23 protein-coding genes are annotated in these 23,842 nt (G+C 59.1%); 14 read left to right on the top strand and 9 right to left on the bottom strand.

What is annotated here, in order from left to right; genetic code table 11:
• Positions 1 to 112: 112 nt before the first annotated feature.
• The 3 genes from D1224_RS08720 (at position 113) to D1224_RS08710 (ending at position 3,028) form a co-directional block, all read left to right on the top strand.
• The gene (locus D1224_RS08720; protein ID WP_325051433.1) at positions 113 to 1,015 is read left to right on the top strand and encodes a glycosyltransferase family 87 protein; all 903 of its coding nucleotides are present in this window, start codon (positions 113 to 115) and stop codon (positions 1,013 to 1,015) included.
• Between the two features lie 73 nt (positions 1,016 to 1,088).
• Positions 1,089 to 2,474, top strand: coding sequence for a cysteine--tRNA ligase (gene cysS, locus D1224_RS08715; RefSeq protein ID WP_119379497.1), 1,386 nt, complete (start codon positions 1,089 to 1,091; stop codon positions 2,472 to 2,474).
• Between the two features lie 14 nt (positions 2,475 to 2,488).
• Positions 2,489 to 3,028: a SixA phosphatase family protein gene (locus D1224_RS08710; RefSeq protein WP_119379496.1), complete on the top strand. Its 540-nt coding sequence runs from the start codon at positions 2,489 to 2,491 to the stop codon at positions 3,026 to 3,028.
• A gap of 102 nt (positions 3,029 to 3,130) precedes the next feature.
• Here the strand turns inward: D1224_RS08710 and D1224_RS08705 are convergent, their stop codons facing one another.
• Entirely contained in the window at positions 3,131 to 3,613 is a 483-nt protein-coding gene (locus D1224_RS08705; RefSeq protein ID WP_119379495.1) for a peptidase S1, read from the bottom strand.
• A 197-nt stretch (positions 3,614 to 3,810) separates the two neighbouring features.
• Between D1224_RS08705 and D1224_RS08700 the strand changes: the two genes are divergently transcribed.
• From D1224_RS08700 to D1224_RS08675, 6 genes are all read left to right on the top strand, one after another.
• Positions 3,811 to 4,413, top strand: coding sequence for an exopolysaccharide biosynthesis protein (locus tag D1224_RS08700; protein ID WP_119379494.1), 603 nt, complete (start codon positions 3,811 to 3,813; stop codon positions 4,411 to 4,413).
• Between the two features lie 56 nt (positions 4,414 to 4,469).
• Positions 4,470 to 4,919, top strand: a complete 450-nt coding sequence (locus D1224_RS08695) for an iron-sulfur cluster assembly scaffold protein (RefSeq protein WP_119379493.1) — start codon at positions 4,470 to 4,472, stop codon at positions 4,917 to 4,919.
• 124 nt (positions 4,920 to 5,043) lie between these two features.
• The gene (yidD, locus tag D1224_RS16750) at positions 5,044 to 5,370 is read left to right on the top strand and encodes a membrane protein insertion efficiency factor YidD (RefSeq protein WP_119379492.1); all 327 of its coding nucleotides are present in this window, start codon (positions 5,044 to 5,046) and stop codon (positions 5,368 to 5,370) included.
• An 11-nt stretch (positions 5,371 to 5,381) separates the two neighbouring features.
• Positions 5,382 to 7,364, top strand: a complete 1,983-nt coding sequence (thrS, locus tag D1224_RS08685; protein ID WP_119379491.1) for a threonine--tRNA ligase — start codon at positions 5,382 to 5,384, stop codon at positions 7,362 to 7,364.
• Position 7,365: 1 nt separating this feature from the next.
• A complete protein-coding gene (locus tag D1224_RS08680) occupies positions 7,366 to 8,655 on the top strand; it encodes an O-antigen ligase family protein (RefSeq protein WP_182482218.1) in 1,290 nt (429 codons plus the stop codon).
• Positions 8,652 to 9,476 (top strand): glycosyltransferase family 2 protein, encoded by an 825-nt coding sequence (locus D1224_RS08675; protein WP_119379489.1) that lies wholly within the window; start codon positions 8,652 to 8,654, stop codon positions 9,474 to 9,476. Before D1224_RS08680 ends, D1224_RS08675 begins: the two co-directional genes overlap by 4 nt.
• Here the strand turns inward: D1224_RS08675 and D1224_RS08670 are convergent.
• Genes D1224_RS08670 through D1224_RS08655 form a run of 4 tightly spaced genes read right to left on the bottom strand, consistent with a single transcriptional unit; the run spans position 9,473 to position 13,905 of the window.
• The gene (locus D1224_RS08670; protein ID WP_119379488.1) at positions 9,473 to 10,537 is read right to left on the bottom strand and encodes a DUF4340 domain-containing protein; all 1,065 of its coding nucleotides are present in this window, start codon (positions 10,535 to 10,537) and stop codon (positions 9,473 to 9,475) included. The genes D1224_RS08675 and D1224_RS08670 overlap by 4 nt on opposite strands.
• Positions 10,534 to 12,471: a Gldg family protein gene (locus D1224_RS08665; RefSeq protein WP_147372354.1), complete on the bottom strand. Its 1,938-nt coding sequence runs from the start codon at positions 12,469 to 12,471 to the stop codon at positions 10,534 to 10,536. Before D1224_RS08665 ends, D1224_RS08670 begins: the two co-directional genes overlap by 4 nt.
• The gene (locus D1224_RS08660) at positions 12,417 to 13,181 is read right to left on the bottom strand and encodes an ABC-2 transporter permease (RefSeq protein ID WP_119379486.1); all 765 of its coding nucleotides are present in this window, start codon (positions 13,179 to 13,181) and stop codon (positions 12,417 to 12,419) included. Before D1224_RS08660 ends, D1224_RS08665 begins: the two co-directional genes overlap by 55 nt.
• Positions 13,171 to 13,905, bottom strand: a complete 735-nt coding sequence (locus D1224_RS08655; RefSeq protein ID WP_119379485.1) for an ABC transporter ATP-binding protein — start codon at positions 13,903 to 13,905, stop codon at positions 13,171 to 13,173. The genes D1224_RS08660 and D1224_RS08655 overlap by 11 nt, the downstream gene beginning before the upstream one ends.
• A 327-nt stretch (positions 13,906 to 14,232) precedes the next feature.
• Here D1224_RS08655 and D1224_RS08650 point away from each other — a divergent pair, with 327 nt between their 5' ends.
• A complete protein-coding gene (locus D1224_RS08650) occupies positions 14,233 to 14,583 on the top strand; it encodes a DUF2794 domain-containing protein (protein ID WP_119379484.1) in 351 nt (116 codons plus the stop codon).
• An 11-nt stretch (positions 14,584 to 14,594) separates the two neighbouring features.
• Here D1224_RS08650 and D1224_RS08645 read toward each other — a convergent pair whose 3' ends face one another.
• Positions 14,595 to 15,269 carry a cupin domain-containing protein gene (locus D1224_RS08645; RefSeq protein WP_119379483.1) on the bottom strand — a complete coding sequence of 225 codons (675 nt, stop codon included), beginning with the start codon at positions 15,267 to 15,269 and terminating at the stop codon, positions 14,595 to 14,597.
• A gap of 110 nt (positions 15,270 to 15,379) precedes the next feature.
• Positions 15,380 to 15,898 carry a sigma-70 family RNA polymerase sigma factor gene (locus D1224_RS08640; protein ID WP_119379482.1) on the bottom strand — a complete coding sequence of 173 codons (519 nt, stop codon included), beginning with the start codon at positions 15,896 to 15,898 and terminating at the stop codon, positions 15,380 to 15,382.
• Between the two features lie 240 nt (positions 15,899 to 16,138).
• On the opposite strand from D1224_RS08640, the gene D1224_RS08635 reads away from it, so the two are divergent.
• Entirely contained in the window at positions 16,139 to 16,636 is a 498-nt protein-coding gene (locus D1224_RS08635; RefSeq protein ID WP_119379481.1) for an invasion associated locus B family protein, read from the top strand.
• 15 nt (positions 16,637 to 16,651) lie between these two features.
• Here D1224_RS08635 and D1224_RS08630 read toward each other — a convergent pair whose 3' ends face one another.
• The gene (locus tag D1224_RS08630) at positions 16,652 to 18,469 is read right to left on the bottom strand and encodes a flavin-containing monooxygenase (protein ID WP_119379480.1); all 1,818 of its coding nucleotides are present in this window, start codon (positions 18,467 to 18,469) and stop codon (positions 16,652 to 16,654) included.
• Between the two features lie 105 nt (positions 18,470 to 18,574).
• On the opposite strand from D1224_RS08630, the gene rlmN reads away from it, so the two are divergent.
• Entirely contained in the window at positions 18,575 to 19,738 is a 1,164-nt protein-coding gene (gene rlmN, locus D1224_RS08625; protein ID WP_119379479.1) for a 23S rRNA (adenine(2503)-C(2))-methyltransferase RlmN, read from the top strand.
• Between the two features lie 31 nt (positions 19,739 to 19,769).
• On the opposite strand, the gene D1224_RS08620 is transcribed toward rlmN, so the two are convergent.
• A complete protein-coding gene (locus D1224_RS08620; protein WP_119379478.1) occupies positions 19,770 to 21,086 on the bottom strand; it encodes a TAXI family TRAP transporter solute-binding subunit in 1,317 nt (438 codons plus the stop codon).
• Positions 21,087 to 21,284: 198 nt separating this feature from the next.
• On the opposite strand from D1224_RS08620, the gene ftsH reads away from it, so the two are divergent.
• Positions 21,285 to 23,186 (top strand): ATP-dependent zinc metalloprotease FtsH, encoded by a 1,902-nt coding sequence (gene ftsH / locus D1224_RS08615; RefSeq protein WP_119379477.1) that lies wholly within the window; start codon positions 21,285 to 21,287, stop codon positions 23,184 to 23,186.
• Between the two features lie 56 nt (positions 23,187 to 23,242).
• The gene (locus D1224_RS08610; RefSeq protein WP_119379476.1) at positions 23,243 to 23,824 is read left to right on the top strand and encodes a hypothetical protein; all 582 of its coding nucleotides are present in this window, start codon (positions 23,243 to 23,245) and stop codon (positions 23,822 to 23,824) included.
• Positions 23,825 to 23,842: the final 18 nt, after the last annotated feature.

The raw sequence follows: 23,842 nt of genomic DNA, 5'->3' as shown, positions 1-23,842 counted from the left end.
CGTTACTGAAAGTGGCTGAGTACCGCACGTTTCTCGAAGCGCAGTATGGTTTGGCGCTTGGCCTGAACTGGTCCTATCCGCCGCACTATCTGTTCTTCGTCTTTCCGCTTGCATGGCTGGGCTATCTGCCCGCCTATGTCCTGTGGCTCCTCGTCGGCGGCGCGCTTTTTATCTGGCTGACCGCCCCTCGCATCGCGGCGGGCATGAAACATCAAGGGCCTATGGCGTCTTTGTGCTGACAGCCCCTGCTTTTGCCGTGAACGCCGCCTTTGGACAGAACGGCTTTCTGACCGGCGCGCTTCTCTATCTGGGTGTGCGCCTTGCTGACAGGCGTCCGATACTTGCGGGGGTCTGCCTTGGCACCCTCACTATCAAGCCTCGGCTTGGCCTACTGATACCGCTGTTCTTGTTGCTGCGAGGGCACTGGACCGTAATTGTTTCAGCCATTTGCACGAGCATCGCGCTGGTCGGGCTCTCTGCGCTGATATTCGGGATCGATATGTGGCGCGGCTATTTCGAACACGTAATGCCCTTCCAGCGCATCGTCGCCGAGGAAGGAACGGGGGTGTTCCTGCGCATGATGCCAACAGGGTTTGCGCTCGGCCGGCTACAGGGGTGGGATGCCTCATATGCGATGGCATTGCAGGCACCATTTTCGCTATTGGCGCTGGGCCTCACAGTCTGGACATTCCGGAAACCATCGGCGGCTCCGGAAATGGAGCAGGCCCTGCTGCTTGTCTGCGTTTTCCTCTTCTCACCCTACGCCTTCAACTATGACATGATGGCGCTGGTGCCTGCGCTATTCCTCGTCCTTGAAAGCGAAATCCGAGCAAGCCGAAGTGGGCCGACGCGGCTTAATCTGATGCTGATCGCGCTCTTCCTGCTTCCAGTCATCACATTCTTTTTGCCGCTAGGCCCGGCCATCCTGGCAGGCTCAGCGCTGGTTCTGGCTCAACGTATCTCGGCATGCCGCACAGAAGAGCCGGCGCCAGCATCCGTATCAGGCACGAATTGACGCGAAGCCCCATTTGCGCGCATGCACACACAAATATCGAAACCGCAGAGATCCCCAAGGAAACTGACGCCACATGCCGTTGAAGCTCTACAATACGCTCGGACGAAAAAAGCAGGTTTTCGAACCGCAGGATGCGAACCGCGTGACGCTCTATGTCTGTGGGCCGACCGTTTATAATTATGCGCATATCGGCAATGCGCGCCCACCGGTCGTCTTCGATATTCTGTTCCGGCTTCTTCGGCGTACCTATGGCGAAGCTTCTGTCGTCTATGCGCGCAACATCACTGACGTAGAAGACAAGATCATTGCCCGTTCGCTCGAAGAAGGCACACCGATACCAGAGATCACGCAAAAATACGGCGCGATCTACAATGCCGACATAGCCGCGCTGAATGTCCTGCCGCCGACGATTGAGCCTTGGGCCACAAAGCACATCGACGGGATGGTTCGCCTGACCGAGCAGCTGGTCAGGAAAGGCTATGCCTACAAATCTGCGTCTGGCGTCTTTTTCGACGTCAGCCAGATGGAAGACTACGGCAAGCTGTCGGGTCGCAAACTTGAAGACAATGAAGCCGGCGCCCGCGTGGCGGTGTCGGACGAAAAACGTAACCCGGCAGACTTCGCTCTGTGGAAACTCGCCAAGGAGGGCGAACCCGAAGACGCGACGTGGGATAGCCCGTGGGGCCCCGGACGCCCGGGCTGGCACATTGAGTGCTCGTCGATGATTGCCGCCCATCTAGGCAAAACGATCGATATTCACGCCGGCGGCATCGACCTCCAGTTTCCACATCATGAGAATGAGATCGCACAGTCCGAGTGCGCCCATGGTGAGCCGATGGCGCGCTACTGGCTACACAATGGCTTTCTCGACATGGACGGCGAGAAGATGTCGAAATCGCTCGGCAATGTGAAGCTGATCCATGAGCTTCTTGAGGAGTGGCCAGGCGAAGTGCTGCGCTTTGCACTTCTGTCTGGCCACTACCGCGCCCCGCTCGACTGGACGCGCGACCTGCTGGAGCAGTCGAAGACGACGCTCGGCCGCATCTATGGCGCGCTACGCCGCGTCTGGGAGGCTGAAGGCGGCGAGGCGAGCGACAAGAGCATCGACAAGGCGCTCTATGATGACCTCAACACGCCGGTTGCGCTGGCAGAACTGTCGCGGCTTGCTTCTGAGGCAAACCTGGCTGCAGATGCCAATGACGCACCGAAGATGGCAAAAGCACGCGCCGAGCTCCTCGCGGCGGGTGAGAAACTCGGCCTGCTGACGCTGACACCTTCTGCCTGGGAGCAAGGCGGCAGCGAGGATGATAAAGTCCGCATCGACGCGCTGGTTCAGGCTCGGCTTGACGCACGTCAGGCGAAAGACTGGGCCGAGGCCGACCGGATTCGTGAACAGCTTGCCGCCGAAGGCATCGAAGTCATGGATGGCGCAGGTGGCTCAACCTGGCGCCGTATTTAGTCTGGATTGAACCGATGAAGCCCCTCACTCTGCTCCTGACAATTCTTGCCGCGGCGTTCGCGGTCACTTCTTGCGCGGGATTACCCGGAGATACGGGTGAGTACTCCGACACCACGTACACGGTCTATCTCGTGCGCCATGCAGAAAAGCAGTCTGGCGACGATCCATCGCTTACCGGCGATGGCTTGTCCCGGGCCGATACGCTTGCTGACCTTTTGGCGGATAAGGGTATCGAGAAAATCTGGTCCAGTGACTATCGCCGCACCCGCGAAACCGCTGCGCCGCTGGCAGAGCGGCTCGGCATGGATGTGCAGCTTTATGACGCTTCAGATCTGCAATCGCTCGCAGGCGAAATCACCGCAGAGGGCATGACGGTATTGGTGGTGGGCCACTCCAATACCACACCCGCACTGGCTGAATTTCTGGGCGCAGACCCCGGCGGGCCGATTGTAGAGGCCAATGAGTATGACCGCCTCTATTTGATCCAGCGCGAGGGTAACGCCACGACATCGCATGACATCCAGCGGTTCGGCGCGCGTTTCGAGCCGCAGTGATACCGCGAGCAGCCGTGAACGCAGAGTCTCGCAAATAAGATGACAGGCAAAGAAAAACGCCCCGGAAACACCGGGGCGTTCTCCATTCTCGGTTCGGCGGCCTTAGTCTTCAGACGAACTCAGCTCTGAAATCACCAGCGTGGCATCCTGAAGTGAGCCTTGCTCATACGTACCGACCCAGATGTCGTAGAGGCCATCGGCGCCCGGGTCGAAGCGGATGGAAGGGTTATGGCTTGGGCCACTATCATCGTCACAAAGCCAGTCGCCATTTGGCGTGTTGACGATCAGCGTCGTGTCGTAGGCAGAGCGCACTGTGATGATCAGCGGCAGCGAACCAGACCCGTTGTCATAGAGAAGGTCATAATCTGGCGCATCAGCCACGAAACCAGGACAATTGGAGCCGAGCTTATCGGTTGCATCAAGGCTTCCGCCCGCGCGCAAGTCGATCTCATGAGGATCAGGCTGGAAACCCGCGCTCAACTCGATCGTGCCGTAAGTGGCTTCTTTCATGAAGTCCTGCGCAGCCGCGGACATTGCCAGGCCAAGTGCAGACGCAGCGAGTGCTGCAAGGCGTACGGTTTTCATGGATAATTCCCCCTAAAAAATTCAGTATTCAGCCTACCATCAAAGGTCCTAGAGACAAGCTTTTTGGTAAATATGCGTTAATTTTGAGCGCGTGAACGCTGTGTGAACATATTCATGGTCTGCAACGTTTATGAGACGAACACTCGCATGAAAGACACGGCTGAAAACGTCGGACACGACGACATTGCTGGGGGCCCATGAGCCACGTGAACAATCTCCGCTCGCTTCTGATCTCTCTGGAGGAGCGAACAGAAGGCGAAACGGTGACAATTGCCGACCTCCTGAATGCGGTGGGCCGCCGCGCCTATGGGCCGGTGCTTCTACTGCTCGGCTTCATCTCAATCAGTCCCCTCTCCATCGTACCCGGTGCTAACTGGCTGATCGCGCTCGTCACACTGATCTTCGCGCTGCAGATCGTGGTTGGCCTGAAATTTCCGTGGCTGCCGCGCCGAGCGCTCGATTTCAGCTTTCCTCGCAAGCATCTTATTGGTGGCATCCACATCATCGAAAAGCACGCCCATGCAGTGGACCAAATCCTGAAGCCGCGCCTGACTTTCCTGACGCAGGTGCCGTTCATCAACCTTGTCGCTTTGGCCTGCGTCGCCGCCGCGCTCATCACCTTCCCGCTGGGGCTCGTGCCATTCGGCCCGTTCCTGCCTGGTCTGACTGTCCTTCTCTTCGGCCTGGCCCTTACCGCACGCGACGGCGTGCTCCTGATGATCGCGATTGGCAGTCTTCTGGGCGCGGCAATGCTGCTTATCCGCATCCTGCCGCGCGTCATGGCTTTTCTTGGCATCTAAGGCCGGTTTCACCGAGATTACTTGATCTTCAGCGCTATCGGGACGATCTATGGGGCATGAGCGCAGAGCTTTATCATAATCGCGTGCTGGAACTGGCCGCCAATATCCCGCATGTCGGGACGCTTCCCGATGCCGATGCGTCGGTGGAGAAAGTCTCGCGTGTCTGCGGCTCTGTCGTACGCGTTGATATTCGCCTCAGCGAAGACGGCAACACGGTCGAAGCCATTGCTGTCGACCCGAAAGCGTGCGCCCTTGGACAAGCAGCCACAGCTGTGCTCGCCGAGCATGCCGTTGGCGCACCCGTGGATGAAATTTTTGCCGCCCGCGACGCATTGAAAGCGATGCTGAAAGAAGGTGGCGAGCCACCGAAGGGTCGGTTTGCAGAGCTCCGTCATCTCGAAGGCGTTGCCGATTATCCGCCCCGCCACACCTCGACGATGCTCGCCTACGATGCGGCCTGCGCGGCCATCGAAACCGCGCGAACTAATCGGGCTGCGGCGGCCTGAGCGTGACCGCCGTAGCCGAGAGGCAGCCCCGGGAAGAAAATCCTGCAGCCTTATCGGGTTGAGGGCCGCCGCCCACGCGTCTAGAACCGCTTTCGACGAAACACGAACCGGGCCATGAAGCCTTATGTCCGAACGACGCAGCAAGGTCGCACATGCGGCCCTTAGAACGTACAAGCTGACGCTGTCTCCCGCCTTTCAGGTGTTTGGAGCACAGTGTCGTCATGTACCGTCGTGCAGTGAATATTGTGCGGATTGCGTCTCCCGTCATGGTCTGTGGACCGGCGGGTGGATGACACTGGCCCGGCTGTCGCGATGCCGCCCCGGCGGCTCCAGCGGCTACGATCCTGTTCCTGAGAAAGCAGACCCGATACCTGTCTGGGCGCCCTGGCGTGCCGGTGACTGGGCCAGAACGCAGCGGCCCTTCCCGGATGCAGGCCCCGAGACGAACTGAAAAGCAAATCCATGATCAATGTAACGCTACCAGATGGATCGCAGCGCCAGTATGAGGACGGGGCAAGCCCGGCCGATATTGCGGAATCCATCTCCAAATCCCTCGCCAAGGCTGCGCTTGCCGCCAAGGTGAACGGGGAACTCTACGACCTGAACCGCCCACTGGACGGTGACGCAGAGGTCGCCATCGTGACGGCACGCGACAAGGAAGGCCTTGAGCTCATCCGGCACGACGCCGCCCACATCCTGGCGCAGGCGGTACAGGAAATGTATCCGGACACGCAGGTCACGATCGGCCCTGTGATCGATGACGGCTTCTATTACGACTTCGCGCGCGAGAAGCCCTTCTCCACGGAAGATTTCGAACGCATCGAGAAGAAGATGGAAGAGATCATCGACAAGGACTACCCGATCGTTCGGGAAGTCTGGTCGAAGGAAGACGCCATCGAGACGTTCAAGAAGATCGGCGAAGACTACAAGGCGCAGATCATCGACGACATCATCCCGCCGGGGGAGCCGATCACCGTCTACAAACAAGGCGAGTGGTTCGACCTCTGCCGCGGCCCGCACCTGCCTTCAACGGGCAAGTTACCCAAGGCGTTCAAGCTGATGAAGCTTGCGGGCGCGTATTGGCGCGGTGATCATCGCAACGAGATGCTGCAGCGCATGTACGGCACGGCGTGGGCTAATGAGAAGGATCTCAAGGCCCATCTTCTGCGTATTGAGGAAGCCGAGAAGCGTGACCATCGCCGGATCGGTGCGCAGCTTGATCTCTTCCACCTCGATGGCACGGCTGCGGCCGGGTCGGTCTTCTGGCATGCCAATGGCTATACGATCTGGCGCCAGATCGAGGCCTATATGCGCCGCCGCCTCGATGCCGAAGGCTATGACGAGATCAAGACGCCGCAGCTTATGGACTCCGTCCAGTGGGAGAAGTCCGGCCATTGGGGCAAGTATCGCGAGAACATGTTCATCGTGCCCGACTTCATCCCGGAAGGTGAAGAAGGCGTCGAGATTTCGGTGCCCGAAGACGCCAAGCTGATGGCGCTGAAACCGATGAACTGCCCAGCGCATGTCGAGGTGTTCAAGCAGGGGCAGAAGTCCTATCGCGACCTGCCGATCCGCCTTGCGGAGTTTGGCTGCTGTCACCGCAATGAGCCACACGGCGCCATCCACGGCATCATGCGCGTGCGCCAGTTCACGCAGGATGACGCGCACATCTTCTGCCGTGAAGACCAGATCGTCGAGGAGTCGATCAAGTTCTGCCGTCTGCTGGAAAGCGTCTATCGCGACTTCGGTTTCGAAGAGATCGCCGTGAAGCTCTCCACCCGCCCGGATGTCCGCGCGGGGAGTGACGAGACGTGGGATCGCGCCGAGAAAGGCCTGAAAGATGCTGTCGATGCGGCAGGGCTTCCTTGTGAGATTCTGCCCGGCGAAGGTGCCTTCTATGGACCAAAGCTCGAATTCCAGCTGACAGACGCCATCGGCCGGGTCTGGCAGTGCGGCACGCTGCAACTCGATTATGTGCTGCCGGAACGCCTTGGTGCTGAGTACACGGCGCCTGACGGCAGCAAGCAGCGCCCCGTCATGCTTCACCGCGCCATCCTGGGCTCCATGGAACGGTTCATCGGCATTCTGATCGAGGAATTTGCCGGGGCCTTCCCACTCTGGCTTGCGCCCGCGCAAGTCATCGTCGCGACGATTACGTCGGACGCGGATGAGTATGCCGAGGAAGCAGCCCGTGCCCTGCGCGCGGCAGGCCTGCGCGTGGAAGTCGATACGCGGAACGAGAAGATCAACTACAAGGTCCGCGAACATTCCCTCCGGAAGGTTCCTGTGATCGCCGTCGTTGGTCAGCGCGAGGCCGATGACCGGAAAGTGGCGCTGCGTCGCTTCGGCTCACAGGGACAGGAAATTCTTGGTCTTGACGAGGCGGCCTCGAAGATCGCTGCCGAAGCCACGCCGCCCGACCTCAGAAGAGCTGGAGACGAATAGGATGACACAGGGGCGCGGGGCAGGCTTTGCCGCAGTACTCGCCATAGCATTCGTGCTCTGGCTGCCAGTCGCCGTTTTCGGGGCGCAAGGCTATTCGGCGCTGATTGGCCTGACCGCAATCGCAGCGGCTTTCTTCGCGCCTCTTCGTCGCTTCAACCTCATCGTCCTGTCGCTGTTTGCCCTGGCCGCCTGGTCAGCCGCGAGCAGCCTCTGGTCCGCTGAAACAGGCTCCATCATTGATGGCGCGCTGTCCGACGGCACCATGAATGTGGATGCCGCCGGTCTGCGCATCCTGCTAACAGTACTTGCCGGTACGTTGACGATTGCGGCGGCGCTTCGAATTCCGCAGGGCGCCGGGCGCAAGTCCCTGCTGGTGGTCGGATGCATGCTCGGCCTACACGGCCTTTTAACGCTGTCCATGGGCCTGTTCCCGGAACTGACACTCGACCTCTATGCGCCGATGAGCGACCGGGTAAAAGAAGCTCCGCAGAACATCCTGCGAAGCGCAAACGCCTTTGTGCTTGGCCTGCCGATCCTGATTGGTCTGGCCGCCGCATTCGCGGGGCGCGCCACTGTCGCCGCATGCGTCGCGCTTCTCACTGTCGCCTTCGTAGCCTTCCTCATGATCGGTACCGACGTCGCCCTCCTTGGCGTGATCTGCATGGCAGTGGCGATTGGCGTGGTCATGATTTTTGTCCATCACGGCTTCCGGATTCTGATGACCGCAATGTCGGCCATTATTCTTCTCTCACCGCTGATCCTCGGCGTTGGCGCGGCCGCCCTGACCCGGACCGACATTCCGATGCCCTGTTCGGTCCAGTCTCGCGTATGGGCGTGGAACCTCACATCCGAAAAGATCATGGAACGCCCGCTTACCGGCCATGGCATCGAGGCCTCCAAGGAATGGCGGGACACTTTCGGCGAGCGGCCTGATCTTCTGCGCGAGGTTGACCAGAAGTGTCGTAGCGATAATGCCGACTGGGAGGTCTATCGCATCCTGCCCGGGCACCCGCACAATATGGGCCTGCAAATCTGGGCGGAGACCGGCATCATAGGAGTCATCCTCGCCATTGCCTCGCTTATTATCATCGGCAACCGCCTCCCGCGACCTGGTGATGTCGACATCCCGACCCGGCTTGCGGTCGCGAGCTTGATCGGCGGCTCCTTTGCCCTGTTCAGCCTGTCCTACAGCGTCTGGAACGAAGCTTTCTGGGCGACGATTGCGCTCGCTTCGGCTGGCGTCATCCTGCTCGACCGTGTGGCAGGGCCTGCGAGACTGGACGCCAAATGACAGGCCCGACCACCGCCATCGTGGTCAGCTATCACACCGGGCAAAGTCTGAAGGAATGCCTCTACGCGGTGGCAAGCGATCCGGCGGTGGATGCGGTCCGCATTGTCGATAATGGTAATCCGGAAACGATGCGAAGCTGGCTTCGGCAATTTTGCGAGAGCCGGCCGGCCATCTCTCTCATTGACGCGGGTGGCAATATTGGTTTCGGGGCGGGCGTCAATCGCGGCGCAGCGGGCGTGGATGAGGGCGACCTCCTCATCATTAACCCTGATGCGATCCTGAAGCGTGGCAGTGTCGAGGCGATGCAGGAGGCAGGTAAAGGCCAGCCGCACCCGTGTGTCGTTGGCGGCAACGTCTTTGACACGTATGGGCGAGAAGTACGCGGACCAAGGCGGCGCAAGCTCACCCTGCTACGGGCGCTCACGACCTTCTCGGGCTTCAATACCTGGACGCTGGAACGTACCCCGCCCCCGAAAGGTCCAGTCGAGGTTGGGGCCGTATCCGGCGCGCTTATGCTTGTCTCTGCTCGCGATTTCGCGACCCTTCGGGGTTTCGACGAGGGTTTCTTCATGCATGTCGAGGACGTCGATATTTGCCGTCGAGCCTCAGACGCGGGTGGCGTTACGATCTATACGCCGCACGCCGGCGCCCTCCACTACGGTGCAACATCGCAGGCACCTGCCAAGCGCGTTGCCGGCTATAAGGCTGACAGCCTCATCTACTATTTCAGAAAGCACGCAAGCGGCCCTCTCGAGCGTCTTGCTATAAGCCTGATCGCACCACTCCTGCGGTTCGCCATCGTCTCTAGGGCTCGTGATTAGGGCTGAAAGTCTGCGGGGGGCAGCGGCGCGCTTGGATTTTCAGGCGCAGGCCGTATGACAAGCTCTCTCACCGCGGGCGTAAATTCGCGCCAATCATACTCTGTCAGCTTGAATGCATAGGGTTCCGCCCGTTCATTGATCGTCCTAGCGCGGCGCGCCCCTTCACCGGCTTCGATGGCACGTAACGTCACCCAGTACCCATCCGGCTCACGCCAGGCCCTGAGATCAATCTCCAGCCCGTCAAATGTCTCGCTGATATGACGAGACACGGCACGACCGCCGAGCGCCTCAGCAGATTTTACGTCAATGGGCGCGAGGCGTGTGATCGCAAGCGCTGTCGCGGAGACAGCCAGAGGGTTGGTCACCTCGAATTCCTGATAGGGCGGCGCAGGACGGAAGCTTCTTGCGCCACTACCCGGCGGCCGCGAAAGGTAGACTGAATTTCCGGCGCGATCAGTTAGGCGCACAGCCGACACCGCTGATGGCTCAACCGACATAATATCGAGATCGAGCCAGGCCTCACGCGTGCGGAGGGGTGGCAGGTCGCCGCGCACGCGGAATGCAATCGTTTCCTCCGGCTTGCGCGCATAGGTGTGTTCGTTGCGCCGGCCGGTGATGACCTCGGCCACGCGTGCCCCGTCACCGGAGAACAACTCGATCAGCGTGCCGTTGCCTTCTTCACGAGGATCACCAAGCGCGAGCAGCGAGAGGCGCGCCGGGTTCGAGGTTCGGCGATCGCCCCAGCTCAGGGTTTCAAGACCTTCCAGAAGCGTATTGAGTCTGTCCTCGCGGACCGGATAGGCCCCAGATTCCTCCATGAGCCAGACCCCGTCGCGCTTGACCAGATTGTAGGCCAGATCCTGTTCAGTCACCTTGATGCGCGAGATATCGCCCTTGATCGTAGAAAAGTTCGACAGAACAGGATTGCCGGTTCTTGGACTTGTAGATCGGCCACCCGCATTGAACACCGAAAACAGGATAAGAATGATCCAGAGGGAGGCTGCCGCAATCGACAGCCGCTGGACCAGCACGGAACGCTTTCGGTCTAGACGTCTGCTCATGCCGGGGCCTTCCGCCGACGCCACCAGACAAAGCACCCGACAGCGCCGATCAGGATCGCGCCGGCGAAGATATTGATGAATTTCAGCCAGCCCTCGAGCCCATCAATGTTCCGCCGGAAGTCACGTTCAATCGAACGCAGGCGCTCTCGGGTTTCCAGAACCTCATTGCGAAGCTGGCCGAGCTCTTCCTGCTGCTCTGCCGAGAGGCTGGCACCTGTTGCCGCGTCTAGCAGTGCACTGTCGCGGCTATCAATCTGGAGCAGTTCCTGCAGCCGGGCTTCAGATTCGGCAAGCTGGCTTTCAAGCTGGGCTTGCTCCTCAAAGAAACGGGCCTGTGCCTTGTCGCGCATCGCCTCAACCCTTGTCATGGTCCGCCTTGAGGATGCCCGGGCGCGGAGGCTGAGCAGATTGGCATTCCCGGACATCATGTCGAGCGCATTCATGATGAGCGCGCCATTGTCTGCGAACGCACTCTGGCGCTGCATGTCAATATAGAGCCCGTCATCGACCAGATCTGCGTCTGCGAGGATCAGGATTTCGGCCTCCCTCTCACTGGAGGAAATGTGCGGCTGCGCCTGCTCGATAGCCTCGGCCGCAAACTGCGCCATCACAGGATCATCGGGCAAGTCCGGGTCAGGCTGCCCGTCAGGGAAGGCAGAGACCAGCGTACCATGAACGCGGACGCCGAGCGCCCTCGCCCCCTCCGTTGGCTCGTAGAGAGCCAGCGCCTCTTCAACACCGATGTCGGTCATCGCCGTTTCCGGATCGATCCAGGACGGAGCTGTGCCTGTTTCGATCAACACTTCCTTGTCGATCGGAGAGGCCTCATCAAGAATCAGGGCGCCCGACGAGGCGAAATTGACAGATCGAGACAACGGCGCCGTGAGGATGCTGTCCTGCGACATCATTGCGGGCGGTGTAGAAAGGTAAAGCGGGTGGCGGACAATGCCGGTCCGGCCACTTCCTGTCGGAGCCTGGATCGGCAGTGCCGTTTCAGTATCGGCGATCACGTCTTCGGCGAGCGTGACGCCCCAGACGTCCCCAAAGCGTCCAAGGTCAGAGCGGATACGGCGCTCAACACGGCGGCTCGGCGGTTCTGGCGATGTCTTTGCAGCCGCATCGAGCAGCATGACAGCGCGCCCCGTGCGCAGGATGTACTGATCAATAATCCAGCTCTGCCACTCTGTCAGTTCTGGCGGATGGATCATGATCAGCGCGTCGAGATCTTCCGGCAGGGCATAGAAGTCGCTTGCGACGCTTTCGACGCTGAAGGACCGCTCCATCTCCTGCAGAAGTGTGTAGCCGCCCTCGCCGCCATCAGCGCCCATGCCTGGTAATGTCGTGAGAAGTCCGATCCGGGGTGGCTCCGGGCGGTCGAGGCGGGCAATGAGGCGCGTAAGGTCGTATTCGAGTGTCTCCTCGCGCTCTGGTGCCAGGAAGGCGAAAACGCGCTGCTCATCGACAGTATTCTGACCGATAATTCCGAAATAGAGCGGGTCGTCGCCTTCAGTATCGACCGCGTCGATACCGGCCGCGAGCGCCTGGTCTTCAGCCTCAGAAAAGGGCTTGGGGTCAATTTCGGTAATCTTGAGGTTAGAGCCTGCGACTGCTGAATAGCTGTCGAGCAATTCTCGCACACGCGTTGCATAGGCGCGGACCTGCGGGTAGTCCTGCCCGACCTGGCGGGTATAGACGAAAGTCAGCTCAATGGGTTCTTCGAGCGTGTCGAGGACGGATCTGGTTTCAGGCGAAAGCGTAAACAGCGCGTTCTGCGTGAAGTCGACCCGCGCCGGCCGGGTCAGAGGATAGATAATCAACGTTGCGGCGATGAAGATCGCGAGAATAAGGGCTGTTGCAGCGGGAAGAAAGGCGCGTGGGGTCATCCGGCGAATGCCCGCTTGTTCGAGACCCAGATCGTGTTCAGCAACAGCCAAGTGATGGTGACGCCACCGAAGAACAGAAGCGCTCGAAGCTCCAGAACGCCGCGCTGGGCTGTCTCGAAGTAGGTGAGGAAAGAGAACTGCGCGACGAGATCCCCCGCTGCGGCACCGAGCAAGCCTGAAATCCCGCCGACGAGCATGGGCCAGCCTGCGGCTGTAAAGACAAAAGCCACAAGAATGCCTGCGATATAGGCCAGAACTTGGCTGGAGAAGAGCGAAGACATGGCCGCGCCGATAGAAAGATATGCACCCGCCATAAGCAGGCTGGTCAGATAGGTGATGGCAATGGCGCCATTATCCGGCGCGCCGAGGTAGTTCACCGTGATCCACATCGGGAAAGTCAGGAGGAGCGATAGCGCCGCGACGCTCCAGGCTGCCAGCAGCTTGCCGGTCGCAAGGCCAAACAGGCTGACAGGTAACGAAAAGAGAAGCTCGGAGGTGCTGTAGGCGATCTCGTCGGCCCAGAGACGCATGGAGAGCGCGGGCAGGAAGATCATGTAGAGCCAGGGATGCCAGTAGAAGAAGGGCTGCAGGTCAGCGAGCCCAGTGTCGAAGAAACGTGAGGCCTCCCAGGTGAACACACCTACCAGCATCAGGAAGATAGCGACGAACACATAGGCCAGCGGCGTCGCAAAATAGGCACGCAACTCTCGCAGGTAGCTTGCGCGTAAACTCGTCACGATATCGCGAAGCTCAGCCTTCATTTCTGACGGCCTCCTTCTTGGAGACGAGGTCGATAAACGCTTCTTCAAGACCGCCCTCGCGGCGCTTTGCCATTTCCTCTGGCGAACTGTCGGCGATGAGTTTGCCCTGATCAATGATGATCACGCGGCTACACATCGCCGGCACTTCTTCCAGCGTGTGCGTAGAGATGACGATCGCCTTGTCCTTCGCCATCCGGGAGATGAGCGCCCTGACGGCCCGTTTCTGAATCGGGTCGAGCCCGTCTGTCGGCTCATCAAGGATAAGCACGTCTGGGTCATGGATTAATGCGCCTGCCAGCCCGACGCGGCGGCGATACCCTTTAGACAGCGTTGAGACCCGCTTGGACATCACATCGCCAATACGTGCGTCGGCGATCACGCGCTCGACAGCGCTTCGACAGTCTTTCCGAGAAATGCGATGCGCCGCGCAGAGAAAATTCAGGAAATCGAGCGGCGTCATGTCAGGATAAAGTGGCGCGCCTTCGGGCAGAAAACCAAGGCGCCGCTGCGCTTCACGCCGATTAGACACAATAGAGTGGCCAGAGACAATAACGTCGCCGCTATCGGGCTCGATCACACCAGCAGCCATACGCATCGTCGTGGATTTGCCCGCGCCATTCTGCCCGAGGAAACCCAGAACTTCACCTTTGACGAGGCTGAAACTCATGGAGTCCACAGCTGTCCGCCCGGCAAACGACTTTGAAAGCTGCTTCAATTCGAGCATCACTGGTCCTGTAGCGCCGCGCTGCAGCCTGACTAATCAGACGCGCTAGAGTTTTCCAGAGTCATGATGAGGAAACTGCACGTCCATAGACATGCATCGCCAACGAATTTGAATGTAAGAGGGGAAGCTGTCGGACAACGGAAGCAGGAGCCCCGGGGGGCTGGGGGGGCTGATGGGTCCGGGAAACCTGCTGGACACCGTCATCCGACAATTGCAGAGTGTATTCAATCGGTGTCTGCGGCAAGGCCGGATTGCGGCTAAAACCTGTCAATCTGATTACAAATACGACAGAATGAATGCCGCATACAGAGTAACGTTAGAGCGTCCATGGCTGGCATTACACCTTTACAGTTCGACAAGTCCCCGAAAATCGCGTTTCACCGCATCGAAATGTCGGCCATTCTCGATGTGTACGGCAGGATGGTAATGGCCGGTCAGGCAAAGGATTACGCGATCGGCATGCACGAAGATCATGCCCTGTTTGCAATTTTCCGACGACATGCTGAAGCGCCGACCTGGCGTATCGAAAAAGTGCCCGCCCTACGCAACCAGCAAGGTGCCTTTATCGTGTATGGCAGTCAGGGGCAGGTTCTGAAACGCGGACGTGACATCAAGACGGTGCTGAAGGTTTTCGAAACCCGCAAATTTGAAGTGCTTAATTTTAGCAAGCCTTCCTGACAGGCCCCGTCCTAATTGGGCCGACGCGTAAACATCTTCTGCAGGATGCCCAGCATTCCCTTGAACTCCATTCCGCCCTCGCTCACGGCGAGCGCCAGACAGACCCCGTCATCGTCACCTACTGGCGAATGGGTATCGGTCGGAGTTTTTAGACAGATATCGCCCGGCCCATAACTGCCAACTTCATCCGAGAACCCGCCCTGTACGACCAGGGTCAGTTCATCCTCAAAATGAGAGTGGGTGGGAACCGTGGCGCCCGGCTCTATCCGATAGAGATGTGCATGTCCGCCAGACTGCGTTCCGATTTCCAGGCGCTTGACGCCGCTGGTCATCCTTTTCCATCCCCCCCGCATGCAGGACTCAAGTGCCTTTTCACGTAGTGGCTCGGGAAGGTCGAGAAGTTCGGAGAGACGCTCGCTAGCGAGTTTTGCCGCATCCTTTGCGTCAGCCTCATCCTCCAGATCCTCAATAGCCTGAAGTGTGCGCTCGAATGCGTTGGGCGCGAGCGTCGTCGGATGTTCCTGTTCAAGGAAGATACCTGAGATAGCCTCAGCGTGACTGACCCTGTCACGGATGTCAGAGCGGATCGCGGCCTGCGTTTCGACGAGCAGCCTGAAAGAGGGACTAAGCGTCCCCGCCGCATACGCCGCATAGATATCCGACAGTTGTGAAACGTCGTCCTTCAAACCTTCAACACCTCTGCTCGCCCCTGATTGGGCACTATGTACAAGGACGGATATTGAGCTGCGGTGAACAAGGTCAAGAAGTTGCGGTCAGGACGTGTCCTTCGAAGCGCTCACTCGCGCGACAAGACACCCCGTAATTTATCAAAAGCAAGACGTATCCGCGATTTTACCGTCCCCAACGGCAAGCTGAAGCGCTCCGCAATTTCAGCGTGGGACATCCCGTCATAGAAAGCCGCCCTCAAAAGCTCCAACTGCTCGGGCGGAAGGATATCGAGCTTTTCACGCACCTCCGCCTGCAACTGGGCCTGCGAAAGGCTTTCAAACGGCGCCTGTTCAGGTGCGGGCTGAAGCATCGGCTCCTCAGGTGACAGGTCCGGTTTGGAGGCACGCCGGAAAAGGTCGATCTGGCGATTGCGGGCGATCCGGAAAATCCAGGTCGAAACAGAAGCTTGCGCCGGATCAAACTGGCTAGCTTTACGCCAGACTGTCAACATGACGTCCTGAACGATCTCTTCAGCCTGGGCGTCATCGGCGCCCATTCGAAGTAGGTAGGATTTCAATCGAGGTCCGAAAAACTCGAAAAGCGTACCGAATGCCCGCTTGTCGCCATAGCCCGAAATTCGCTTCATGCAGTCTGCGTGAAGCGATCGCGGATTATCGACTTGATCAAGACGGGCGACAGACAAACTCACATCCGTAAGCAACAACACACCTATTGTCTGTGTTTGTTGCAACTTGCGCAACCTTTGATCGCGCATCTAACGATACTGTGATCATCCATTCGTCAAAATTCCGCCTTAACCTTTAGGCATTTGAAGTGCTCTGAACGAAATTTCACAATCAACTTAAAAACAGACCAGACGCTCACCATGATCCGTATTGTCGCAATTGCCGCTCTTTTTAGCGCTATCGTCATCCCGGCTGCGCAGGCCGCCCCCACCGCGATGGGGCGCTATGACAACTGGACGGTTTTCACAGAAACCGTCGGCGGCGAGAAGCTGTGCTACGCGGCGACCGAAGCCACCGACAAGGCACCGCAATCTGCCAATCATGGAGATGTCTGGTTTTTTGTTTCGAACTGGGCGTCCGGAAAAGCGCGTAGCCAGCCGAGCCTGAAAGTCGGCTATGATCTTCGCGCCGACCTGCCTGCGCGCGCCAGCGTCGGTCGCTCTGGCTGGACTTTGTACGGCGTTGGCGGTGAAGCCTTCGCGCAGGATCGTGACGATTCTCAGATCGTGAATGCACTGCGCCGCGGCAGCGAGCTGCATGTCGAAGCAGTATCGTCTCGCAACACGCAGGTCTCCTACCACTTCTCACTATCGGGATCAGCGGCCGCTATCGACAAAGCATCGTCACTCTGCCGATAGCGGGCTGAGGTCTGTTCAAGCCGTCGCGGTTTCCCGCTGCACCTCAAGACCGGCCATTTCGCCCGTTTCACGCCAGTCCTTTAGGATGGAGAAATACTCCATCGAGCCGCCACCATAGAACGAGTTCTGGCGAGCTCGTGCAGCGATCTGGCCCTCATTGTTGTAATAGCCGGGCGTGCACTCAGCGAGAAACTTCTCGCGCATCTGCGCTTTCGAGATGATCGTCTGAACCCATTTCGACTGCGCCTCGGCTTCTGGCTCAATTTGCACGATACCTTCATCGAAGGCGCGGGACAGGATGTAGCCAAGGTGCACCCCCTGCTCATCGAGCTGGTGGGGATAGTTCGCGGTAAACGCCGCCTGCGCCCCGCCCATCACGAACACGTTCGGAAAATCACGCACGAACATGCCGTGGAGGCTTTCTACGCCACCTTCCCAGGCCTCTGACAGCGATTTACCGCCCCGGCCATAGAGCTCATAGCCGGACCGGCGAGTATAGCTGGTACCGACTTCGAAGCCTGTCGCGTAGATCAGGCAATCGATCTCATACTCTTTGCCGGCGACGACCACGCCTTTTTCGGTAATACGCTCGACACCCTTGCCGTCGGTGTCGATGAGGTGGACGCTCTCGCGGTTGAAGGTCGCAAGATAATCATCATGGAAGCATGGGCGCTTGCAGAACTGGCGGTACCAGGGCTTCAGCGCATCAGCTGTTCTGCTGTCCGCGATAACTTCGTCGACCCGAGCACGGATCGACTCCATCTTCTTGAAGTCTGCCAGCTCGCCGATCTCTTCCAGCTCCGCAGCCGTGAGCTGCTTGCCATCCTGCTTGCTCGCGATGAAGAGGAGGTTGCGAATGATATCGGTCCAGCCATCCTGAACGAGGTCTTCAGGCTGATAACCGCCGGAAACGAGGATGTTGAAATTATCCATCCGTTTCTTCTGCCAGCCGGGTTCAAGCGATTTTGCCCATTCGGAATCAGTTGGTTTGTTGTCGCGCACATCGATTGAGCTTGGCGTACGCTGAAAGACGAAAAGCTCCTTTGCGCCAGCGCCAAGGTGAGGAACGCATTGCACGGCGGTTGCCCCCGTGCCGATGATCCCGATGCGCTTGTCTTTCAGTTTGTCGAGACCGCCTTCGGGACCGCCTCCGGTATAATCATAATCCCAGCGGCTCGTGTGGAATGTGTGCCCTTTGAAGCTCTCGATGCCGGGAATCCCTGGCAGTTTTGGACGGTGGAGCGGACCGTTGGACATGATGACGTAGCGCGCCTTCATGGAGTCGCCGCGATTGGTCTCGACGATCCAGCGCTTTGCGTCCTCCTCCCAGTTCATCGCCGTGACTTCGGTCTGGAACAATACGTCGTCATAGAGATCATAGTGCCGCGCGATCCGTGCGCTGTGCTCGAGGATCTCCTTGGCGGGGGTGTATTTTTCCTTCGGCATGAAGCCGGTTTCTTCCAGCAGCGGAAGGTAGATGTAGCTCTCGATATCACAGGCCGCGCCGGGATACCGGTTCCAGTACCATGTGCCCCCGAAATCGCCGCCCTTTTCAATCATGCGGATATTCTTGAGACCTGCTTCGCGCAGCCTGGCGCCTGCAAGCAAGCCACCAAATCCGCCGCCAACAACAACAATATCGATCTCGTCGCTCAGCGGCGCGCGGTCGATTTTCTCATTGACATACGGGTCTTCGACATAGCCAGCATATTCACCTTTGATCTCGACGTATTGTTCGTTCGCGTCATCGCGCAGTCGCTTGTCGCGTTCAGCGCGATAGCGTTCGCGCAGCTTGTCTGGATCGAAGTCGATTCCGGGTGTTCCGTCAGCCATGTTTTCCTCCCACGGAGCCTTTGTGGCCCTCTGTCGTGATGCGCCGCAGCAAACCTGTCCTCATCTGCTTAGATTATTGGGCAGGACGTGCTATGTGCGGCGTCGATGAAACATGTTCTGGACCTTTCACGCGGCGTCAATGCAAGCGCTAGTTCGGCCAATTCGCTGTCCGGCCTCTCACTCCCTGCCCTGAAAGCAGAGATGGAAGCGCTCGGACTCGAACCGAAGAAAGCCGGCATGCGCGCCAAGCAGCTGCGCCGCTGGATCCACCATTTCGGCGTGCAGGACTTTTCCGGCATGACCGATATCGCCAAGGAGTTGCGCGCAGAACTGGCGGAGAAATATATTCTCAGGCGCCCGGAAATCGCAGAGCATAAGGTCTCCGTCGACGGGACCCAGAAATGGCTGACCCGCTTCCAGCCTGGCGTCGAGGGCGAAAGCGTTTTCATCCCCGATGTAGGCCGCTCTGGCGCGCTTTGCGTGTCGAGCCAGGTTGGCTGCACCCTGAACTGCACGTTCTGCCATACCGGCACCCAGAAGCTGGTGCGCAACCTCACGGCTCAAGAGATCGTCAGCCAGATCCTCATCGCGCGCGATGAGCTCTCTGAATGGCCGTCCTCGAACGAGAACCGAAAGCTCACCAACATCGTCTTCATGGGCATGGGCGAGCCGCTCTATAATCTCGACAATGTGGCTGAGGCGATCGACACGATTTCAGATGGCGACGGCATTGCGCTCGGCCGCCGCCGGATCACCGTGTCGACGGCAGGCGTTGCGCCGAAGATCCCAGAGCTGGGTGAGCGCACCGGTGCCATGCTCGCCATCTCATTGCACGCGGTGCGCGATGATCTGCGCAATGAGATCGTGCCCATCAACAAGAAGTATGACCTGCAGACGCTGTTCGACGCCATTCGCGCCTATCCTGATCTTGGCAACTCCAAACGGGTGACATTCGAATATGTCATGCTGAAGGGCGTCAACGACTCGCTGGCCGAAGCGCGTGATCTCGTGAAGCTGCTGAAAGGTGTGCCCGCAAAGATCAACCTCATTCCGTTCAACCCGTGGCCGGGCAGCCCTTATGAGTGTTCCGACTGGGAAACGATCGAGAACTTCGCCGAAGTCGTGAACCGGGCAGGTTACGCCTCCCCGATCCGCACCCCGCGCGGCCGCGATATCTTCGCCGCTTGCGGCCAGCTGCGCTCTGAAAGCGTGAAGAAGTCAGCGGCTGAAAAACGCCGTGAAGCGCTGGAGCAGCAGGCCGAAGCCTGATTTCAGTTAGGGCGTGTGCGCAAGACTGCGCTCAGGCGGTGTGGCGAGCGTCTTCTCCTGCGTCGCGGGCATAAAGCCCTTTGACCAGCTCGCGGACGAAGGAAATATGACTGCGGAGGTGATAGACTTCTTCAGTATAAGACAGCGGCACATCCAGCTCACCAACTTCCTTCTGAAGCTCAGAAAGCTCATCCAGCACCTTGTCACGCGCCTCGTCATTGGAGGCTTCGCGACCACGCGCTTCAAGCTCGCGAAGGTCTGAATACCAGACATAAATCTTCCGGCGCACCCGCCAGCGATAGATAGGCGGCGCGACGCGGATCAGCGGAATGAGCAAGGTTACCAATGGAATGAGGAAGACCCAAGCACGCTCAAGGAAGTTTGCGACCTGAAAAGAGAAGTAGTTGCGCAGGAAGGATGGCCCGTTCTTCCAGAAGCGCTCCGCCTCGGCTGAAAGCGGCATATCTACAAGCTCGGGAGCCGGAAACTTACCGGCTTTTGCGAAAGCGCTATTGCCAGCGTGAACATCCTCTGACGCCTCAAGCAGCAGCGACTGAATAGCGGGATGCAGATCCTTGTCGATAGCAAGCTGCGCGACCGAAGCAATCAGCGGCACATCCGCGGCTGGTATGTCGGCCTCAAGGTCAACAATGCCGCGATAGAGAGTGACCGGGTCGAGGGCGCGCGTCCGGCGGGCAAGCGCTGGGGCACGGTCAAACGGCAGAAGCTCAATGCCCGGTGCCCCTATAAGGCGTTGGACATATGGCGCATTCATCGCCGCAGAGAACGCCGCTGCATCAATATCGCCCGCAAGAAGCGCACTTGCGGCGGCCTGCCCGCTTTCGATCCTGCGAGACGACGAAGGCCAGTCTTCGCCCCAGGCCGCCTGCATCTGAAGAGCAAGCGCGCGCGTGCCAGAGCCTTCGGGCCCGATCGCAAATCGCAAATCTCTAAGATCGCCAAAGCCGCCCAAGTCAGCTTCGGAGCGAACGAATACCCAAAGCGGCTCATGGAACATCCCGGCCAGCGAGTTCAGTGTCTCGCGGTCAGCCTCAGTGGCAAGCCCTCCTTGCACGAATGCGATTTCAGCCCGCCCAGACCTGAGAAGTTCAATATTCTGAAGCGAGCCTTGCGTTTCGAGCACTTCCACCTCGACATCGCTTTCAGCCAACCTGTCGGCATATTCCTGGGCAAGGGCGTAGTATGCGCCGCCCGAATTGCCCGCGGCGAAGGTGACGCGCGATGGCGGAGCCGGGTCGATGAGCGCGAGCGCGACCCAGATACTGATCGCGACAAGCAGCGCCAGCGGGCCATAGACCTTCAGGATGTCTTTCATTGATTTATCCATTCGTGCCCCCGCCAACCGAAAGAGTAGTGCGGGTCCCCATGGGCGTCGAGTAAGCGCTATAGTTCCACCCACAACTGCCCCACACCAGCGCAGCCGCGACAAAATTGCGCCCGCATTACTGCTAATTGAGTCGTTTTCCGGTGTTCAGCTGCCTATGTTAAGGTTCAGAAGATTGAGACCAAAAGACGGATCCAAACTATGAACATGCGTAATCTCGCTGTCTGGGGACTGATTGCTGCCCTCGTCGTGGCCATGATGATCGCCATGCAAGGCTCATCTGTCGCCGCGAATGCGGAGAAGGTGCCGATTTCCGACCTTCGCCAGATGGCAACGGAAGGCCAGCTCGCAGAAGTGACGGTCACCAATGACCGCGTCACCGCCCAGACCAGTGGCGGCGACACCTATTACGCAGAAAAGCTACCTACCAATATTGAAGCGTCCACATGGTTTGCCGACCAGGGTGTCACGGTGAATGAGGACGCCGAAAGCGGCTTCAGCCTGGGCGGCCTGCTTCTCAACCTGCTGCCTCTGATCCTTATCCTCGGCCTCTTCCTGTTTCTGATGCGTCAGATGCAGGGCGGCGGCGGTGGGCGCGGCGCGATGAGCTTCGGCAAGTCGCGCGCCCGCATGCTGACCGAAAAGCATGGCCGCGTAACCTTCGACGACGTCGCTGGCGTCGATGAAGCCAAGGAAGAGCTGCAGGAAGTTGTCGAGTTCCTAAAAGACCCGTCACGCTTCCAGCGCCTTGGCGGCAAGATCCCCAAGGGGGCTCTGCTGATCGGTCCTCCGGGTACGGGTAAAACGCTCATCGCCCGCGCCGTCGCAGGTGAGGCTGGCGTGCCATTCTTTACGATTTCTGGTTCGGACTTCGTCGAGATGTTTGTCGGCGTCGGCGCAAGCCGTGTCCGCGACATGTTCGAACAGGCCAAGCGCAACGCACCGTGCATCATCTTCATCGACGAAATCGACGCCGTTGGCCGCTCACGCGGTGCAGGCATCGGTGGCGGCAATGATGAGCGTGAGCAGACGCTCAACCAGCTCCTCGTGGAAATGGACGGCTTTGAGTCCAATGAGGGCATCATCATCATCGCCGCCACGAACCGCCCCGATGTGCTGGATCCGGCGCTGCTGCGCCCGGGCCGTTTCGACCGTCAGGTGACCGTCAACAATCCGGACATCATGGGCCGTGAGCGCATTCTGAAGGTTCACATGCGCAATGTGCCGCTGGCCAAGGATGTTGATCCGAAAATCATTGCACGCGGCACGCCTGGCTTCTCCGGCGCTGATCTCGCGAACCTTGTCAATGAGGCCGCCCTCCTCGCAGCCCGGCGCGGCAAGCGTGTCGTCGCCATGCAGGAGTTCGAGGATGCAAAGGACAAGGTCCTGATGGGCCCTGAAAAGCGCTCGATGGTCATGTCAGACAAGGAAAAGCGCCTGACCGCCTATCACGAAGCAGGCCATGCGATTGTCAGCCTGAAAATGCCATCGACTGATCCGGTCCATAAGGCGACGATCATTCCGCGCGGCCGTGCCCTCGGCATGGTCATGCAACTGCCGGAGGATGACAAGTACTCGCAGACCCGTCAGGAAATGACGTCCAGGCTGGCTGTCCTCATGGGGGGCCGTGTGGCCGAAGAGCTCGCCTTCGGCGAAGAAGCTGTAACCTCCGGCGCATCATCGGATATCCAGATGGCAACACGCATCGCGCGTGCCATGGTCACAAGCTATGGCCTGTCGGACGAGATTGGTCCTGTCGACTACTCTGACAATAGTGACCCGTACTCGCGCCCGAATCACGTGTCGGAAGAAACCTCCAAGCGTATCGAGGAAGAAGTCCGCAAGCTGATCCAGCACGGTAAGGATGAGGCACGCCGGATCATGACCGACTACAAGGATCAATGGACGGCCATCGCTGAAGGGCTTCTCGAATATGAGACGCTCACCGGTCAGGAGCTCAATGATCTGCTCGAGGGAAAACCACCGTCGCGCCCCGACGAGCCGGATGAGCCTCAGGGCCCAGCCTCTGCGGTCCCGGTCATCGGCAAGCGCCGGAAGAACCTCGGCGGAGACGAACCGGGCGGCGAGCCAGAACCCGCCTGAGCGATTGCTACCAATAGAATATTGCAAAGAGGCGCAGCCGATATAGGCTGCGCCTCATGCTTATGAGATTTGCGATATCCGGGGCGGCCCTTCTATTGGCCGCCTGTCAGCAGGAAGCTCCGGCCGATCTCGGCTCTTCCGAGTTCCTGTCGAACCTCCAACCCTATTGCGGCAACGCATATGCTGGACGCGTCGTCAGCGATGACCCCGAGGATGCCGCGTGGGCATCGCAAGCCATCATTGCTGACTTCGACTACTGCACAGAAGCGGCGGCGCGCATTCCCTTGCATGTCGGCGAAGACCATTCCCGGATGTGGCTGCTGGCGCTTGGTGACGATGGCCGTATGGCACTGCGTCATCGGCACACCCATGCGGATGGCAGCCCGGACGCCGTGACGATGTATGGTGGCAAATCGTCTGACGCCTCGACCGTGACCCGTCAGGAGTTTCCAGCTGACGATCGCACGAAGGCGTTGTTCGATGCCGAAGGTATCCCCGTTTCAAAAGCGAACGTCTGGGCAATGGAAATCCATCCTGATCAGGACATGCTCGCATATGAGCTGAAGCGGCCCGAACGCTTTTTCCGGGTGGAATTCGACCTGTCGCAGCCAGTCGAGGCACCCGCCGACCCGTGGTGAGCCCCCCTCTGCTGAAAG

Source organism: Henriciella barbarensis, from assembly GCF_003576345.1.
Classification (GTDB): Bacteria; Pseudomonadota; Alphaproteobacteria; order Caulobacterales; family Hyphomonadaceae; genus Henriciella; species Henriciella barbarensis.
Note: the sequence above shows the minus strand (reverse complement) of the source record. Positions and strands in the feature narration are given on the sequence as shown.

Coding starts and splice junctions, on each gene's coding strand:
- D1224_RS08720 (WP_325051433.1), top strand. CDS start 113: ATGGCTGGGCTATCTGCCCGCCTATGTCCTGTGGCTCCTCGTCGGCGG.
- cysS (WP_119379497.1), top strand. CDS start 1,089: ATGCCGTTGAAGCTCTACAATACGCTCGGACGAAAAAAGCAGGTTTTC.
- D1224_RS08710 (WP_119379496.1), top strand. CDS start 2,489: ATGAAGCCCCTCACTCTGCTCCTGACAATTCTTGCCGCGGCGTTCGCG.
- D1224_RS08705 (WP_119379495.1), bottom strand. CDS start 3,613: ATGAAAACCGTACGCCTTGCAGCACTCGCTGCGTCTGCACTTGGCCTG.
- D1224_RS08700 (WP_119379494.1), top strand. CDS start 3,811: ATGAGCCACGTGAACAATCTCCGCTCGCTTCTGATCTCTCTGGAGGAG.
- D1224_RS08695 (WP_119379493.1), top strand. CDS start 4,470: ATGAGCGCAGAGCTTTATCATAATCGCGTGCTGGAACTGGCCGCCAAT.
- yidD (WP_119379492.1), top strand. CDS start 5,044: ATGTCCGAACGACGCAGCAAGGTCGCACATGCGGCCCTTAGAACGTAC.
- thrS (WP_119379491.1), top strand. CDS start 5,382: ATGATCAATGTAACGCTACCAGATGGATCGCAGCGCCAGTATGAGGAC.
- D1224_RS08680 (WP_182482218.1), top strand. CDS start 7,366: ATGACACAGGGGCGCGGGGCAGGCTTTGCCGCAGTACTCGCCATAGCA.
- D1224_RS08675 (WP_119379489.1), top strand. CDS start 8,652: ATGACAGGCCCGACCACCGCCATCGTGGTCAGCTATCACACCGGGCAA.
- D1224_RS08670 (WP_119379488.1), bottom strand. CDS start 10,537: ATGAGCAGACGTCTAGACCGAAAGCGTTCCGTGCTGGTCCAGCGGCTG.
- D1224_RS08660 (WP_119379486.1), bottom strand. CDS start 13,181: ATGAAGGCTGAGCTTCGCGATATCGTGACGAGTTTACGCGCAAGCTAC.
- D1224_RS08655 (WP_119379485.1), bottom strand. CDS start 13,905: ATGCTCGAATTGAAGCAGCTTTCAAAGTCGTTTGCCGGGCGGACAGCT.
- D1224_RS08650 (WP_119379484.1), top strand. CDS start 14,233: ATGGCTGGCATTACACCTTTACAGTTCGACAAGTCCCCGAAAATCGCG.
- D1224_RS08640 (WP_119379482.1), bottom strand. CDS start 15,898: ATGAAGCGAATTTCGGGCTATGGCGACAAGCGGGCATTCGGTACGCTT.
- D1224_RS08635 (WP_119379481.1), top strand. CDS start 16,139: ATGATCCGTATTGTCGCAATTGCCGCTCTTTTTAGCGCTATCGTCATC.
- D1224_RS08630 (WP_119379480.1), bottom strand. CDS start 18,469: ATGGCTGACGGAACACCCGGAATCGACTTCGATCCAGACAAGCTGCGC.
- rlmN (WP_119379479.1), top strand. CDS start 18,575: ATGAAACATGTTCTGGACCTTTCACGCGGCGTCAATGCAAGCGCTAGT.
- D1224_RS08620 (WP_119379478.1), bottom strand. CDS start 21,086: ATGGATAAATCAATGAAAGACATCCTGAAGGTCTATGGCCCGCTGGCG.
- ftsH (WP_119379477.1), top strand. CDS start 21,285: ATGAACATGCGTAATCTCGCTGTCTGGGGACTGATTGCTGCCCTCGTC.
- D1224_RS08610 (WP_119379476.1), top strand. CDS start 23,243: ATGCTTATGAGATTTGCGATATCCGGGGCGGCCCTTCTATTGGCCGCC.